General features: G+C 51.9%; 14 protein-coding genes. 7 read left to right on the top strand and 7 right to left on the bottom strand.

Translation table 11 applies throughout. The features are described from left to right. Positions 1–274: 274 nt before the first annotated feature. The 4 genes from ABWV76_RS03470 to ABWV76_RS03455 form a co-directional block, all read right to left on the bottom strand. Positions 275–1,360, bottom strand: coding sequence for a PQQ-dependent sugar dehydrogenase (locus tag ABWV76_RS03470; protein ID WP_020415115.1), 1,086 nt, complete (start codon positions 1,358–1,360; stop codon positions 275–277). A 387-nt stretch (positions 1,361–1,747) separates the two neighbouring features. Then, positions 1,748–2,395, bottom strand: a complete 648-nt coding sequence (locus ABWV76_RS03465; RefSeq protein ID WP_020415114.1) for a YiaD family glycine zipper/OmpA-like lipoprotein — start codon at positions 2,393–2,395, stop codon at positions 1,748–1,750. A gap of 569 nt (positions 2,396–2,964) precedes the next feature. Then, complete coding sequence (locus ABWV76_RS03460) at positions 2,965–3,192, bottom strand: SlyX family protein (protein WP_353375233.1); 228 nt, start codon at positions 3,190–3,192, stop codon at positions 2,965–2,967. Beyond that, entirely contained in the window at positions 3,192–4,334 is a 1,143-nt protein-coding gene (locus ABWV76_RS03455) for a serine hydrolase domain-containing protein (protein WP_353375232.1), read from the bottom strand. Before ABWV76_RS03455 ends, ABWV76_RS03460 begins: the two co-directional genes overlap by 1 nt. Positions 4,335–4,444: 110 nt before the next feature. Here ABWV76_RS03455 and ABWV76_RS03450 point away from each other — a divergent pair, with 110 nt between their 5' ends. Beyond that, complete coding sequence (locus tag ABWV76_RS03450; RefSeq protein WP_353375231.1) at positions 4,445–4,909, top strand: PaaI family thioesterase; 465 nt, start codon at positions 4,445–4,447, stop codon at positions 4,907–4,909. 133 nt (positions 4,910–5,042) lie between these two features. Here the strand turns inward: ABWV76_RS03450 and ABWV76_RS03445 are convergent, their stop codons facing one another. Further along, on the bottom strand, positions 5,043–5,876 hold the full coding sequence (locus ABWV76_RS03445) for an ion transporter (RefSeq protein ID WP_282950818.1): 834 nt from the start codon (positions 5,874–5,876) through the stop codon (positions 5,043–5,045). Between the two features lie 187 nt (positions 5,877–6,063). Between ABWV76_RS03445 and yciH the strand changes: the two genes are divergently transcribed. Beyond that, positions 6,064–6,387 carry a stress response translation initiation inhibitor YciH gene (gene yciH, locus ABWV76_RS03440; RefSeq protein ID WP_353375230.1) on the top strand — a complete coding sequence of 108 codons (324 nt, stop codon included), beginning with the start codon at positions 6,064–6,066 and terminating at the stop codon, positions 6,385–6,387. Here yciH and ABWV76_RS03435 read toward each other — a convergent pair. Together ABWV76_RS03435 and ABWV76_RS03430 are read right to left on the bottom strand one after the other, a co-directional pair. Next, on the bottom strand, positions 6,384–8,885 hold the full coding sequence (locus ABWV76_RS03435) for a hypothetical protein (protein WP_353375229.1): 2,502 nt from the start codon (positions 8,883–8,885) through the stop codon (positions 6,384–6,386). The genes yciH and ABWV76_RS03435 overlap by 4 nt on opposite strands. 180 nt (positions 8,886–9,065) lie before the next feature. Beyond that, positions 9,066–9,710, bottom strand: a complete 645-nt coding sequence (locus tag ABWV76_RS03430) for a TetR/AcrR family transcriptional regulator (protein WP_353375228.1) — start codon at positions 9,708–9,710, stop codon at positions 9,066–9,068. A 204-nt stretch (positions 9,711–9,914) separates the two neighbouring features. On the opposite strand from ABWV76_RS03430, the gene ABWV76_RS03425 reads away from it, so the two are divergent. From ABWV76_RS03425 to ABWV76_RS03405, 5 genes are all read left to right on the top strand, one after another. Continuing rightward, positions 9,915–10,808: an SDR family oxidoreductase gene (locus tag ABWV76_RS03425; RefSeq protein ID WP_353375227.1), complete on the top strand. Its 894-nt coding sequence runs from the start codon at positions 9,915–9,917 to the stop codon at positions 10,806–10,808. Continuing rightward, the gene (locus tag ABWV76_RS03420; RefSeq protein WP_353375226.1) at positions 10,808–12,415 is read left to right on the top strand and encodes an acyl-CoA carboxylase subunit beta; all 1,608 of its coding nucleotides are present in this window, start codon (positions 10,808–10,810) and stop codon (positions 12,413–12,415) included. Before ABWV76_RS03425 ends, ABWV76_RS03420 begins: the two co-directional genes overlap by 1 nt. A gap of 81 nt (positions 12,416–12,496) precedes the next feature. Beyond that, entirely contained in the window at positions 12,497–13,663 is a 1,167-nt protein-coding gene (locus ABWV76_RS03415; protein ID WP_353375225.1) for an acyl-CoA dehydrogenase family protein, read from the top strand. A 9-nt stretch (positions 13,664–13,672) separates the two neighbouring features. Continuing rightward, the gene (locus tag ABWV76_RS03410; RefSeq protein WP_282933179.1) at positions 13,673–14,476 is read left to right on the top strand and encodes an enoyl-CoA hydratase/isomerase family protein; all 804 of its coding nucleotides are present in this window, start codon (positions 13,673–13,675) and stop codon (positions 14,474–14,476) included. Beyond that, the gene (locus tag ABWV76_RS03405; RefSeq protein ID WP_353375224.1) at positions 14,476–16,500 is read left to right on the top strand and encodes an acetyl/propionyl/methylcrotonyl-CoA carboxylase subunit alpha; all 2,025 of its coding nucleotides are present in this window, start codon (positions 14,476–14,478) and stop codon (positions 16,498–16,500) included. Before ABWV76_RS03410 ends, ABWV76_RS03405 begins: the two co-directional genes overlap by 1 nt. Positions 16,501–16,510 lie beyond the last annotated feature (10 nt).

Raw genomic sequence — 16,510 nt, 5'->3', positions numbered from 1 at the left:
TAAACTTTCAGCAAAAAATTATGAAAAAAGCGTTTACCGGTCAGTATTCATGGATTTCAACTGACAGGGAAGCCCGGTCATCTCAACCAATGAATTATATGAAGCATGCCGGGCTATTAGTGTCAAGGCTTGTCTTCCACGCAAAACATGAGTAAGCACACGCGACAAGGCAATTAGAGCCCCATTAATGGCTACTGGAAATATTGAAGATAGTTGGCCGCCTTTACAGGCAGCCTAACCCAATACTTCTATAGAAAATCACTTCAGCTGAAGTTCAATGATCACTATAAGTTAAACGATAAATCTTATGGGCAAAATCATCTGAAATCAGCACACTGCCATCAGGCATCTCCAGGAAGGCCACCGGGCGTCCAAAAGTCGTTTCATCCCGCATAAAACCAGTAATCACAGGTTTATAGTTGGTGATTCTATTCTCTTCTACAGTAGCTAACATCACACGATAACCCGACTTCTTGCTTCGATTCCAGGAGCCGTGTTCCGCAACCAAAAGGTTTTTCCTGTAATCATCAGGAAATTGATTGCCAAGGTAAAAGTGTATTCCCAGAGGTGCGACGTGGGCACCCAAATTTAGTACTGGTGCGGAATAATCACTAACCTTCCTATCTTGACCAAATTCAGGGTCTGCAATATCAGCGCCATGAAAATAGGGGTAACCAAAATGCTCTCCTTCGTAGCTTACCCTATTAATTTCACAAGGCGGGATATCATCTCCCATCATATCCCTGCCATTATCACTGAACCACAACTCATTTGTCTGCGGGTGAAAATCAAAACCCACAGTATTTCTCACTCCATTAGCGATTACTTTTGTTTCCTTTGAAGCCAGATCTAAAGAAAATATCTTGGAATAGCGTTTATCTGCATCACAAATATTACATGGCGCACCAACAGGAACTATTAAATTACCCTTTTTATCAAAACGTAAGAATTTCCAACCGTGATGCCTATCAGACGGGAACTGATCATAAACCACTTCAGATTTTGGCTTATCAAGATTTTCATCTATATCAGGAAAACGAATAATTTTATTAATATCGGCCACATACAAATCGCCATTTTTATAGGCAATCCCTGTCGGCGCTCTTAAGTTTTCCATGAGCAACCAACGCCGATCTGCTTTTCCATCGTTATTTGTATCTTTGAAAGCATATATCTTTTTGGCACTGAAAGAGCCAGAAAAAACAGTACCTGACTCAGAAAGTGCCAGTTGCCGTGCAGTCTCTACATCTTCGGCAAAGTAACTAAGTTCAAAGCCATCCGGCACCTTTAGTTGTTCAAGGGTAATCTCAGCTTGCACTACTGATGAGAGCAATAAACTAATTAGCAGTATTTTTTTCATGGGACGCAGTCAACAGACAAAATGCTATCTTAGCTTTAGATGCACTTTTTGACTAACCAATAAAGACTGTATGAGACAGAAACCTGCGAGAATAAGTTAAGCGACCTAAAAGAAACTCTTTAAAAGCCCTATCGCCCCCCTTTACGAATGGCTGTTGCCACCAGCTATGGTTTGCTGCCGGCACTATTGGCCCTGAGTTTACTACCCCTGCCTGAAAGTAAGGTCAATGATTAAACAAACATAAGGGTAGAAGAGCAACCCTGCCACATCTGTAAAGGAGGATTGATACTGAGGAGGTCAAAAGGGATTAATTAGGACCGCAGCGCCTACGACTATTCAGTTAGGCGCTGCGAGTGTCACTCTAGAGGCAACTAAGCCTCATGCCGCTTATAGCGGCAACAGCTCGAGCTCTACACGACGGTTAGCTTGGCGGCCTGATTCAGAGTCATTACTAGCCAGCGGATAACGCTCACCATAACCGACAGCCTGTACACGACCGTAGGCAACACCGCTATTACTGAAGAAGCTAGCTACCGAATTAGCGCGCTGCTCACTCAAGGACTGGTTGTAAACGTCAGAGCCAGTGCTGTCAGTATGGCCGCTAACACGGATGGCTGTCTTATCAAACTCCTGTAAAACAACAGTCACAGATTCCAGGGTATCGTAAAAGTCAGTTCGAATATCGGAGCGGTTGGTACCAAATGTAATATTGCCAGGCATGATCAGACGGATGTTATCGCCCTCACGCTGAACACGAACACCACTGCCCTCCAGGCGCTGGCGCAAAGCCATTTCCTGGCGATCCATATAATAGCCAATGCCACCGCCAATGGCTGCGCCACCCAAGGCCCCAGTGAGAGCCCCTTTCTTACGGTCTTTCTTACTCGCAGTTGCCGCACCGACAATTGCACCAGCTACAGCGCCAATTCCTGCCCCTTTGGCGGCATTACTGGTTTTACTCTCACCGGTGTATGGGTCCAAAGTGGAACAACCCACCAGTGAGCCCATTGCAAGAATTGCTACCCAATGTTTCATTATTGGTTCTCCTAACGCACTTTTAATAAACGGGTATTGGGATGCACTGAGCCCAGTGCTCCTGCACAGTCCCTACAGTATTCAGCACGCTAGCTGACCGGCGGCTGAATCGACCCTACGAAATATTGTGAAGGCTAAGATAAACTGATCATCAGTTCTATTGACCAGTCCCCATTGCGCATCATCGATTACTGCGACGACGATGCACTAGCGTGCAGTTTCGCCACTAGAGAAGTGTTTACCCCCTTCTTCCACAAAATCTGTGGATAACTCTGTGCATTAATCGACAAAGGTCAGCGCCACATGGCGTAATCCCTTGCCTATAGCATTTTGCACATTTTTTAAACTCTTGAGTTTTACCAATAAAAACAACAGGTTAGATAAAGCAAATTTTTTAATGTACCGGCTGTTTTAGTGTATACAGGTAGTTGTCAGCAGCATGTTTGCATGTGGAAAAGTTTGTCAATACCTCCAGCACCAGAGGACAAACTTTTTTTAGACGCATTTGTGCTTACTCCCACAACTCAATGGCACGACTTTAATCATTCACATCTACAGGCTATCCCCTGCTAATAATGTGGCGGCTTCTCATCTTGCTGCTTTGCTCCACCCTGCATTTCGAAAGTTATCGCACTGTACTTTTCTCCCAACTCACGAATGCGTGCAATCAGGCTCCGGATATCCAAATCCTGGCGGGCAATAACGTCATTAAGTTGGGCGATAGTATCCTCCTGGAAAGCGAGACGGCTCTCCAGCTCATCAATACGCTCAACCAGCTTTACAATTTCATCACTCATCACAGCAGCCCGTATAAGGTTTCCACCAACCCTACCGCGCGCCGATCCATAAACAAACTCTGCCCCAGCCTTGTTGTGACATACCCCAATCCCAAGCCACATTCAGGATCGGCGAATCCGACACTGCCACCGGCACCCGGATGACCAAAGCCTTCAGGACCACCAAAACGCAAATCCGCAGCGTTACTGCTGCGAATAAAACCACAACCAAAACTCACTTCGGCCTGTAGCACTTTATCTCGGCCGCAACTTTGCTCCCGTGCAGCCTCTTTTACCCATTCTATTGGTAAAGTATCGGGGCTGTCCTTTGACAGATCGCCGTACACTGCTGCCAGGTCTCGCGCACTGAAATGTCCATTGGCAGCGGGAATCAATGCTCCGCGCCACTCGGAGCTGTTGGTTCCCATCATCAGGCTAACGGGATTGCTAAACGCCATTGAAACCGGACCCTTTCGGTCTTCTTTTATTGCACGACCAATAGCATTTTCACGCAACTCTGGAAGCGGCTGTTTGAGGGGGCTGACATCAGCTATACGCTGGGATTTGTGTCCATTAGCGCCAAAGCCCCCATCGAGATCGAGGGGTTTGGCTAACATTTCCCGATAAAGTTCCAATAAGGGCTTTTGCGCTACCCGCTCGATCACCCCACCCAAGCTCCAGCCATACAAAAAAGGGGCGTAGCCCTGCTGAGTTCCAGGAGCCCACCAAGGCTCAGTACGAGCCACTTCATCACATGCCGCCTGCCAGTCATAAATCAGGCTATCCTTTACCCGCCCACGGAAGGCAACCAAACCACTACGGTGGCAAAGTAATTGGCGTGCCGTGACACTGTCCTTACCTCGGGCAAATTCCGGCCAGTAGTCTGCCACAGGGCGGTCCAGATCCAGGTTACCAGCAGCTACTTGTTGCATAGCAAGCAGTGCGAGTATGCCCTTACTGGAAGAAAATACATTGGCTAGAGTATCTTCTGTAAAAGGGCGTTCGGCATCCCTATCAGCGCTACCGGCCCATAAGGAACAGATCAATTCTCCATGCTGGCGCACCGCAAAGGCCGCGCCGGTATCCCCACACTCGCGAAAATTTTTGGCGAAAGCATCATAAAGTGCCTCAAACCCAGGGGCGCAAAGGCCATATATTTCCATGTATCTATGTCCAGATAATTCGGGTAACTCTATTGGAAGCCCGCAAGGTTAATTTCTTCCCCTCTCTGGCGCAAATCGGTAGTATTGCGCGTCTATCGCGAGGGACAGTTATGACTCAAGAAATCGCCATCCAGGATCAAATTCAGGGCAACCACTGCTTTGGTTGTGGCCCGGACAACGACCAAGGGCTGCGTATCAAGAGCTATTGGAGTGGCCAGAATCAAACCCGCTGTGAGTTTACTCCCAGCCCGTTTCACAATGCTGGTCCAGCAAAGTATTTGAATGGTGGTATTATCGCCACAGTGATTGATTGCCATACTATTTGTACGGCTATCGCTGATGGCTATGTACAGGCCGGGCGCGATGTTGGTACTGGGGAGAAAATCTGGTACGCAACCGGTAAGCTCGATATCAAATACCTGGCTCCAGCAATGATTGATAAACCACTAATCCTCGAAGCCTCTATTGTCGGACGCGGCCCCAAAAAAACCGTATTACACTGTAGCCTTACCAGCGATGGCCGTTTATGCGCCAAGGCTGAGGTTGTGGCAGTACGTGTTCCAGGTGACTGGTAGCCACTCCCAACAAGAAAAATACTTTCTGATGAATTTTTAGCTCAGGTCACATGGACTCGGGGGTGACCCTATCTCTCGGAGCTTCTACCCCTCTCTGCTCAAAAAGCAGGCAGGCCTGATGAGCTGACAATTTTCAAACTTCAGGTACCTCCTCCGTATCCTCCAGCCTGTGGCCACAAAACTTACAGTATTCCGCATCGGGATCATGGGCGCTGCGACTGCAGTTGTGGCAAGCCAGCTGGGTACGCTCGCGATTCATCTCTCCCGCCAACTCCGCGGTCAAAATCCCTGTGGGAACTGCAATGATTGAGTAACCTATCAACATCGTCATCGCCGCAATTGCCTGCCCCAGTGGTGTCTGTGGCGAAATATCCCCATAGCCTACAGTCGTAATGGTGACAATTGCCCAATACACGCTGGTGGGAATACTGGTAAAACCATGACCAGGCCCCTCTACTACAAACATCAGGGAGCCAAAGATAATACACATTACAAATACGCTAGAGTAGAACACCAGAATTTTTCGCCGCGCAAGCCCCAAAGCACGCAACAAAATATTGGCATCCCTCAGGTAGCGAACCAGCTTAAGTATCCTGAAAATACGCAGCACCCGCAGTAAGCGGATCACCAGCAAATAGGTTGCACCGGTATAGAGCAGGGCCAGATAACTTGGCAGGATTGCGAGTAGATCGACAATTCCATAGAAGCTGAAAATATATTTACGGCGATTCACCGAACAATAAATTCGCGCGAAGTACTCTATGGTAAACAACCCGGTAAAGACCCACTCCAGACCGATGAGCAGCGAACCGTAACGATCCGCTACAGCTCCAATCGAAGCCAGTAAAACCAGGGACACACTGATCAAAATCGCCCAGATCAAGAAAACATCAAAGTTGCGTCCGGCGGGAGTATCTGTACCGAAGATCACCTCATTGAGCAGTTTTCGACGTCCTGTTAACGCCATCTATCACCTCAACCACTTGCTGCTATCAATTTTCGGCGGAATTCTAACCTTTAGGAGGAACTTGGTCGCCTCTAATTTTCACCGGGCCCACTGCCGGTCAGCTGGGTCCCCTTTGACTTCTTCCACACCTCGGGCACAATCGCGCTCCGACCAAAAATCACAATTGTTTATCGGGGAGCCCTCAGCCATGGCCAAGGAAAATCGTCTCGTCTATTCCACCGATCGCGGCCGTATAAAAGAAGAACCCTCTGCAGAAAAGCGCCATGAGGGGGATGGCATAGTACGTATCCACAGGGAGACCAAGGGACGCAAGGGTAAAGGGGTGACCTGCGTGCGCGGGATCGCAGGTACTGATCGTGAATTGAAATTACTGCTGGCAGAATTGAAGAAACGCTGTGGCTGCGGTGGTGCCTTGAAAGACGGTGTGATTGAAATCCAAGGCGACAAGCGCCCGGAAATCAAGACCCTTCTCGAGTCCAAGAACTATAAGGTCAAGCTGGCCGGGGGTTAAACGGTTCGCAACAGGCGAAGTGGACTCAGCTGCAGCTGCCTTTCCCGCTCCAGACAGCGTCTCAACAAGGCTGCCAACTGTACCTGATAATACTCCAGAATCACCGATCGGGCATATTTACAACGAGACTCCATTGACCGCACAGCTGCCAATGCCTCTTGGTGTTGCTGCGGCAATACCTGTAGGGTTTCACGCTTAGCCTTGATACATAGGGCACTACCAAGACCCTGCGATCTCAATAACTCAGAAGATTCTACTGTAGCGAAAGTCGCATCCAATTCCCGAGCACTCAAGGCCAGATATTTCTGCACCAGCTCCCGTTCTGACAGGTTTTGCGATAGATGCCGGGCAAATAACCCCAAACTGGCACTAAACCCGGCAAGCCGCTCCAGATGAGGCTCTAGGGAATCGTATGCAGAAAGATGGCGCAGTTGGTTGCGCGCCTCTTGGCGTTCCTTCGCCGGCATGGTTACCAGAGCCAGACACAAGCGTTGGTAAAACGCGGTATAGATATGCTGCAGCTGCTTTTCACTCTCTTCCAATTCGGATCGTTTCAGCGCAGCCAACTCTTGAGCCGATGCAAGACTGCCACTTTTTAGTGAGTAATCCTGGGGGTCGATACGCAACTTGTTCCTAATCATTGCCGCACCCAGCTGCATTGTTGCCATACGAGTTCGCAACATCCGGCTACGCTCGCGCACCTCACCCAAATCAACCAACTTGCCTCGCAACCAATCGACAATGGCCTGCAGATCCATCTCCTGCATTTCTTTAGATGCTGGTCGACTCAACGGCAGCAAAGAAAACGGAGGAAGACGATTAAAGTACTCTTCCAAAGTCTGCACTGCCTCGTCTACCTCACGGCTGGAACAGAGCAAGCGGCGATTTTCTACTACTTGGCAATCAGCCCCAGCGCTGGAAGCAGTGCAGGCCATTGCCAATTCAGTAAAATTGGTGAATAGCTCCGGCATAGAGACTTCCCATTTGATACGAGAGCCCAGGTCACGCCGGCTTACCACCTCAATACGCTCTAAATCCGCCGCCTCACACACATCCCAGGGATCACTTGCCTGCCCCATGGCTAGCTCTATAGCCTTACAGGTTTCTTGGTCCAGATTCTCAAACGTCCAGGCTATCGCAGTAGGGATATTTTCAAATCGTTGACCCAGGGCAGCGGCCTCACGGGCGGTCTCTGAGACAATCAAATCCGCGTGCACCAGTCGGTGCCACCTTTCGGCAAACCCCGGAAACACCTGACTACCAATCAAATCTGCCGCCCACAGATCAGCACGTGACTCTAGGTAACGGGCACTACTACGGGTAATGAATCGGTGCAGGTTTTCGAGACGCTCCACTAAAGGCAATAAAAAGTGGCCACAGATGACCAGCATGCGATGAAAGGGTTTCTGGAAAATACTGGGCTCTCCACTTGTACACAGGACACTGCGTTCGTTCTCTAGAGCCCACTGAACTAACTCAAGGCGGCGCAAACCATCCAAAACCAACCAAGCCAATAATCCGGTTAGTTTCCCCTGGTAGATACCAATTCCACGGCCCACCAAAGCTAGGGCCTCACTGCCACGTAGAGCCGTCACGCTGGCGAGCCCCAAATGAAGTGGTAATTGCTGGCGTATTACCTCGGAAAGTGTGGGTGAGCTGAAAATCTGGGCGTTGGGACTTAGAACAATCTCATTCACTTTCGGCAGACTGGTTCTTCGGGAAAGCTGTTCAAATAAACGCAGAAGGTCCTTACCTTGGGCTCGATCGAGGGGTATCTCACCGAGTTTGGCCCAAGCACTTCTCGGAAACCACAGGTAGGGCGCAGCCAGGAGCAGAAAAAGAAAACCACACACAGCAATCGCAATCAAACTGGATACAATAACGCTGCCATTCAAATCGCCCTGCCATACTGCAAGCGGAATCTGCCAGAGGGCAAAACCGACCCCATACAAACACAGGCCAGCAACTGTCAAAAAAATAGCGGGCAGCACTATTGCCGGCAAAAAACCCAATAAAGCTCTGCCAACACCGGAGGGCACAGTAACTTTCTTATCACTGATAATTTGCTCTATTCCCTTTGAGGGTTCTAAGGTCCTTGAGCCCTCCGATTGCACAGCAGCTTTAGGGGACTGACTGTACTCTGGTGGTACCCCTGGGCCGCTGCCAATAATGCTATTTTTGTTGAAGGACCTCCCCTTGGCTGTCTGGGCTTTGCGCCTCTGCGCTACCTTAATACGGGCAATTAACTGCTGATTATCAAATTTTCCTGCAGGGCAGACCTCCACTCTCAAACCAATTTTGTGAAGACCGGCGCGATACTCCAAGGCACGGGCAGATTCCAGCTGATCTCTGATAACCCACCCTTTCAATAGAAACCTTCGAGCTTGGGCTTCTGGGATTGAAAACAGCTTCGTAGCATCCCGCACCACTTGATCCGAATCTTTGGCGTGAAGTGTCCTTCCAGTGGAAACTACCTGGTAAAGTTCCTGGCTCGCCATTCCCCTCTCCTGTCACCTAGTGACACATATTGTCACATTCTTTACATCTTGCGCGCAGGGTAAAAGATTCAAGAGAAAACGGGTGCGCACCAGTTCTCAGGAAACCATTCAAGGTTACATAATTGGCAAGAAAGGAGGCAAAGTGCACAGTTTTTCGTGCGCCTCGCAGTTTTTCTGTGGTCAGGGAGTAAAGATACGAAAGGTCCGATCAGCCAATTCAGGAATTGTCAGCCCCCTATCCCTGGGTTCGAACCAGCTATAAGTGTGGCTTAGTGCGCCAACTAAAAGCCGCCGCACAAGTGCCGGGTCATCACCAGGGCATTTGGCCGCAACAATTGCATCCAACCAGATCCGCTCATACTCTTCGCGCAGCTGCAATACCTCTTCCTGGCTCTCCTCAGACAAGCTGCGCCACTCCATTACCAGAATGGAAAATCCTGGTACGGCTTGTTCGTGGATAGCCTCGAGCTCAGACTGTATGCAAGCCCGCAACTTTTCCTGCGGACAGCCTGCACTCTCTGCAGCACTACGCATTCGAGCACTGGCAAATATGGTGACCTCTTTCATTACCGCGCAGAGAATCTGCTCTTTACTGGCAAAATGGTGAAAAATACTGCCAGAAAGTATGCCAACTTCCGCAGCTAGATCACGCACTGTGGTGCGGGCAAATCCCCTTTGCTCGAACAGACGCGCAGCGGCATTCAGTAAACGTCCGCGGGGAGAGGCAGGGTCAGTTAGCATACCCTGCTCTACCAGAGTACCAATTAATTCTTGTGGTGACAGTTGAGTCGGCACCTCCGCCAGCACTTGCGCACTCTCTCGCACGTATCTCTCCAAAACTTTTTCGGGTAATTAACCCGGAATATTAGCGGCCCAATGAATTTCAAATCAAATAGACGCCAGCTATTGAATACCAAGCGCTTGCTTGGTAGCGTTAAGCTATTCTGCGTTTTCTCACACGCAGGCGCAAGCGCCAACAAGAACAATAAAAACTGAATAAGCCGTGAGGCCGTAAAAAAGGAAACTTTCATGCGCTATCAAAGCCAGCTGCGCTCAGGCAGCTTTAGCGAGCAAACCTATATCGTCACCGGCGGCGGCAGCGGTATTGGCCGCTGTATCGCCCACGAATTGGCCAGCCTCGGCGCCCATGCAGTATTGATCGGGCGCAAACTGGACAAGCTGGAAAGGGTTGCCGGTGAAATCAATAACGATGGTGGCGAGTGCAGTTTGTTCAGCCTGGATATTCGCGATGAAGACGGAGTGCAGGAGACAGTGGGGCAAATTGTCCAGGCCCGGGGCCAAATTCACGGATTGGTGAACAATGCCGGTGGCCAGTTCCCCTCCCCCCTTGAGCAGATCAACACAAGAGGTTTCGATGCCGTTGTACGCAGCAACCTGCTCGGTGGCTTTTTAATGTCCCGAGAAGTTTTTGTGCAGTCGATGAAACAGCACGGCGGCAGTATCGTAAATATCACCGCAGATAACGCCGGCGGCATGCCAATGATGGGCCATTCCGGTGCCGCCCGCGCGGGCATGGAAAATATTACCGAAACCTCCGCATTGGAGTGGGCACCTTTTGGCGTTCGAGTTAACGCCGTGGCGCCAGGCTATATTCTCTCCAGCGGCTTTGATACTTACGACCCCAAATTCCTGCGCGAGCTACTACCGGGCTTCCGAGACAGCATTCCCCTCTACCGATTGGGAGAAGAAGCAGAAGTTAGTGGGGCAGTGTGCTTCCTACTTTCCGATGCCGCCAGCTATATCACCGGACAAACGCTGCGTATCGATGGTGGCTCAAGTCTCAAGCATCACTCCCCCCTTTGGCAGCCACAAGCCGCCAACAACTCCAAGCGCTTTAATGGATTCCACCGCAAACGCCGGCCCCAAGTTGTGGAAGAGCTGGAAGCGGAGGGTAAGCTCTAATGCAGCCGATTGATTCCCAGCTCGACAACCGCTCGGCAGAGTTCAATGACAACCAAGCTGCCATGCTCGAGCAGATCAACCAGTTTCGTGAAGCTGAGCAACGTCCGGTTCAAGCTGAAAAAAGTAAGGCTGCCCGCTATCGTGATCGGGGCTGGCTGCTGCCAAGGGAGCGCCTCAATTTATTGCTCGACCCCGGCGCACCTTTTGTAGAGCTGTGCTCCCTCGCCGGCTATAAATTGTTTGACGACCAGGATGGTACCGGTGCGGGTGGCGGAGCCATTTGTGGTATTGGCCAGATCAGCGGGCAACGTTGCATGGTTCGAGTGGATAACTATGCCGTAAAAGGTGGCACCATCTCACCAGCCGGGATGGATAAAGCCCTGCGAATGCAGCGGATCGCTCTGGAAAATCATTTACCAATAGTCGCCCTGGCGCAAAGTGGTGGCGCCAATCTGATGTACGCCAGCGACACTTTTGCTCCCGGTGGGCGGGGTTTTGCCAACCAGGCGCGAATGTCCGCCGCCGGTATTCCGCAAGTTACTGTGGTACACGGCGGCGCTACTGCCGGCGGCGCCTACCAGCCGGGCCTGTCAGATTATGTCGTTATGGTGCGCGGACAAACCGGCATGTACCTGGCTGGGCCGCCGCTGCTGAAAGCTGCCACCGGTGAAATTGCCGATGCGGAAAGCCTCGGCGGAGCAGAAATGCACTGTACCGAGTCCGGCAGTGGCGATTACTTAGCAGAGAACGACGCCGATGGTATTCGCATAGCAAGAGAGATTGTTGCCGCCCTACCCTCACCCATTAAAAGCTCAGTACAAAAAGATTACCGAGACCCACTGCACCCTATCGACGACCTGCTCGGCCTGATTCCAGCAGACAGCAAAAAGCCCTACGACGTGCGCGAAATTCTGGCTCGTATCGCCGACGGCTCCGCCATGCTGGATTTCAAGCCGGAATTCGATCGACAAACCGTGTGCGGCCATATTCGTATCGAAGGCTTCCCTGTGGGAATTATTGGGAATAACGGCCCGATCACCCCCAAGGGCGCCAACAAGGCCGCGCAGTTTATTCAATTGTGCGAACAGAGTGGCACGCCACTGCTGTTTTTGCATAACACCACCGGGTTTATGGTGGGTACCGAGGTGGAGCGCAACGGCATCATCAAGCATGGGGCCAAAATGATTCAGGCCGTGGCCAATGCCAGCGTACCAAAACTCAGCATTGTCGTAGGCGGCTCCTATGGGGCCGGCAACTACGCCATGTGCGGTCGCGGATTCGATCCCCGCTTTATTTTTGCCTGGCCCAATTCCCGCACCGCCGTTATGGGCGCAGCCCAGGCCGGCAAGGTAATGCGCATCGTCACCGAGCAAAAAATGCAACGCAGCGGCAATGTCGATGAGGCGGTATTAGACAAATTGGAAAACGACACCAGCGCATTTATGCAGGGCAATTCCGATGCTCTCGCCTGCAGTGCGCGCCTCTGGGATGACGGCATTATCGATCCCCGCGATACGCGCAAACTTTTAGGCATGTTGCTAGAAATTTGCAATGAGGCCGAGCAGAGAAAACTCAACAAAAATACCTTTGGCGTAGCTAGGCTTTAACGAAAAACCTGGGCAACAAGGAAGTGCGGTTGCCCATTCACACCATCACCGGGTTCACACTTCAAGGCAGGGAAAACAATAATGATATTTAGCGATCAACACCGGGAACTGCAGCGCACCGTACAAAACTTTGTACAGCAGGAAATTAACCCCAATGTGGCCGAATGGGAAAAGGCCGGCCGCTTTCCTATCCGCGAAATTTTCCAACAACTGGCTGGTCTGGGTCTGCTAGGCATCAGCAAGTCCACAGACTTCGGTGGCCTGGGTCTCGACTTCAGTTATGAAACCGTTTTCCTGGAGGAGCTGGGCGGTGCCCACTGTGGCGGCGTGCCCCTGTCGATTTCCGTGCAGACTTCCATGTGTACCCCTGCCCTGGCCAACTTCGGCAGCCAGGATCTCAAAGAGCAGTTCCTGATTCCCGCCGTGAACGGAGAGATGATCGGCGCAATCGCCGTATCCGAACCCGGCGCCGGTTCCGATGTTGCCTCAATTAAAACCACTGCCAAAAGCGATGGCGACGACTATGTGATCAACGGCAGCAAGATGTGGATCACCAACGCCCCCTGCGCAGACTTTTTCTGCACTCTGGTCAATACCAGTGAAGGCAAAGCCCACAGCAACAAATCCCTGGTCATTATTCCGGCGAAAACGCCAGGGGTACGCATCGGCGAAAAGCTCGCCAAATTAGGCATGCGCTCATCGGAAACCGCCCCTATCTTTTTTGACAATGTGCGAGTGCCCAAACATTTCCGCATCGGCGATGAGGGTGCTGGCTTCCTGCTGCAGATGCTGCAATTCCAGGAAGAGCGCCTCGCCGGCGCCGCACTTAATTTAAAGGGCCTGGAAAACTGCGTGAGCAGCACCATCGACTATGTGCGCGAACGCCATGCCTTTAAAGCACCATTGATCGACAATCAAACTATCCACTTTGCCCTCGCAGAAATGCAGACCGAAGTGGAATGCCTGCGCTCTCTAACCTGGGCCGCGGTGGAAGCTTATGTGGCCGGTGAAGATGTCACCACCCTTGCTTCAATGGCCAAGCTCAAGGCTGGCCGCCTGTCCCGCTCTATTCCCGATCAGTGCCTGCAGTTCTGGGGTGGCATGGGCTATATCGAGGAGACTGTAATCAACCGCGCTTACCGGGATAGCCGTCTCACCGCTATCGGCGGCGGTGCAGATGAAGTAATGCTCGGCATTATCTGTAAGCTGATGGGCATACTGCCTAGCAAACGCAAACCCACCGCGTGAGGTCAGGCCATGGAGACAATTATTGATGAAACCATCGGCATCGCCCGTCATCTCACGCTAAATCGCCCGCAACAGCGCAACGCCATCAGTTTGCAAATGGTAGATGAGCTTCTGCAAAAACTCGCAGAAGCGGAAGAAGATCCGCAGGTGCGAGCGTTGGTACTGCGGGGTGCAGAACACAACTTCTGCGCCGGTGGCGATATTGCCGATATGCTCAATGCGCAACAGGGCGCGAGCGATGGAAATAGTGATGTATTTTTTCACCTAAACCGTCGTTTCGGTGAACTGATGGAACGATTTAATCGCACCCCTTTAATAGTCATTGCCGTACTGGAAGGTGCCGTAATGGGCGGTGGTTTCGGGCTCGCTTGCAGTGCCGATATTGCCATCGCCGATCGCAGTTGCCGCTTTGCCCTTCCGGAAACCCGCCTGGGTTTACCGCCTGCACAAATTGCTCCCTTTGTCGTGGCACGGGTCGGCCTCTCCCAGGCCCGGCGCCTGGCCCTCAGCGGAGCAAAAGTCAATGCACAGCAGGCCTTGGAAATTGGGTTAATCCACCAGTTGCTCGATAATTCCGAAGCCCTCGAAGGCGCGCTGCAGGAACACTTGGGCGCGATCAATGCCTGCGCTCCCGGCGCCCTGGCAACGACCAAGCAGATCTTGCTGGATGCTGCACGGGTAAGCGATGAGACTGCCCTCGGCCAACTGCTCGACGGCGCTGCGCAGCAGTTTTCCCGTGCAATTCAAGGCCATGAAGGGCGCGAAGGCGCCCGCGCATTTCTGGAAAAACGATCACCGGAGTGGCAGCACTGATGTCGACAACAGAGACCCTGTTAATCGCCAATCGAGGCGAGATCGCACTGCGAATTATGCGAACTGCTCGGGCGGAAGGCTATCGCACAGTCGCCGTCTACAGCGATGCGGACTGCGATGCACTTCACGCACAGACTGCCGATATCGCCGTAGCCATTGGCGGGCAGACTTCGGCGGAGTCCTATCTGGATATCAAAAAAATTCTCGCCGCAGCTAAAAAATCCCGAGCCACTGCCGTCCACCCCGGCTACGGCTTTCTCGCTGAGAATGCGGAATTTGCCAGGGCTTGCGAAGAGAATGGACTGAGTTTTGTTGGCCCGAGTGCCGAAGTCATAGAACTGATGGGCAACAAACGCAAAGCCAAGGAGTTTGTTGCCGCTGCCGGCGTACCCTGTATTCCCGGCTTCCAGGGCGCCCAGGACGACGACACCCTGGTCGCCGAGGCGCGGCGCATTGGCTTCCCGTTAATGATCAAAGCTGCCGCAGGCGGTGGTGGGCGCGGCATGCGCCTGGCTCACGGAGACAACGAGCTGGCCTCCCAGTTGCGCGCCGCCCGCAGTGAATCCATGGGTGCATTCGGCAGCGACGAGTTAATTCTGGAAAAGGCACTGGTCAACGCTCGCCATATCGAAATCCAGGTATTTGCGGATCGTCATGGCAACTGTATTCACCTGGGGGAGCGGGATTGCTCCGTACAGCGACGCCATCAAAAAGTGGTCGAAGAGTGCCCTTCCCCAGCGGTCGACACCCAGCTGCGGGAAAGAATGGGGCAAGCCGCAGTCGACGCCGCGCGAGCCTGTGGTTATCTAGGCGCGGGCACCGTAGAGTTTCTACTCTGCCCCAACGGCGAATTCTATTTCCTGGAAATGAACACCCGGTTGCAAGTAGAGCACCCGGTAACAGAAATGGTAACCGGTTTTGACCTGGTAGCTTGGCAACTGGCAGTAGCACGCGGCGAAGCCCTGTGCGTTTCCCAGCAGAGAGTCACCCAGCAGGGGCACGCCATTGAAGTCCGCCTGTATGCCGAAGACCCGGAACAACAATTCCTGCCCCAGGCCGGAAAAGTACTCCACTGGGTAGCGCCAAAGGGACAAGGAATCCGTATCGACCACGCTTTGAAAAATGGTTGTGAAATTACGCCATTTTACGACCCCATGCTCGGCAAATTAATTGCCTGGGGGCAGGATCGAGAAGAAGCTCGGCGCAAGCTAACCCAAGCCCTGACCCGGCTGGAATTTATCGGCCCCAAAAACAATATCCATTTCCTGCAGAAGATCCTGGCCGAATCACAGTTTATCGCTGGCGATGCCGATACCAGTTTTCTCGACCAAAACAGCACGCTGACATCCGCAGAACCAGTTCCAGCAGTAATTGCAGCCCAAGCCACATTACTGAATCACTTGCACCAAGCCAACCCTCAGGATCAGCGTAGCGGCCGCAGTGACTGGCGCAGTGGCGACAACAGCGTGCCGATCAACTACCGACTGGAAATTTCAGGACAAACCCTAAACTGTGAGCTGCTGGCGTTAGTAGATCATTCTTATCAAATCTCAGTAGGCGACCAACAGTTCCTGATTCAGTGGGTCCATTTTGAGAAATCACAAAAAGAAAGTGGAATTTATAGTGCTGAACTCCTGCTGGGTGGCGTTAGTCAAAAGAGACTGTTCCTAGCCAACCAAAGCAATCTGTATGTCCTGTTAGACGGCAGGCAGTTTCATTTTGTCGATATCACCCACGCCCCGGCCAAATCGAGACTTAACGAAGGCAGTGGCCACATCACGGCCCCTATGGACGGTTGCCTGGTGCAGGTATTGGTTGAGCCCAATCAAAGCGTTCAGCGGGGAGACACTATCGCCTTAATGGAAGCCATGAAAATGGAGCACGCCCTGCGCGCAGACCGTGACGGTACCGTAATTAAACTGGGCGCCTGTGAAGGAGACCAGGTACGCGGTGGCCAGCTGTTAGTTCAGATCGAAGCCGCTCCCACGGAAACCGCCAAAATCCCCAGCGACGCTACTTCCTAAAGGAGATCAG

The organism is Microbulbifer sp. NBRC 101763 (genome assembly GCF_040371615.1).
Classification (GTDB): domain Bacteria; phylum Pseudomonadota; class Gammaproteobacteria; order Pseudomonadales; family Cellvibrionaceae; genus Microbulbifer; species Microbulbifer variabilis.
Note: the sequence above shows the minus strand (reverse complement) of the source record. Positions and strands in the feature narration are given on the sequence as shown.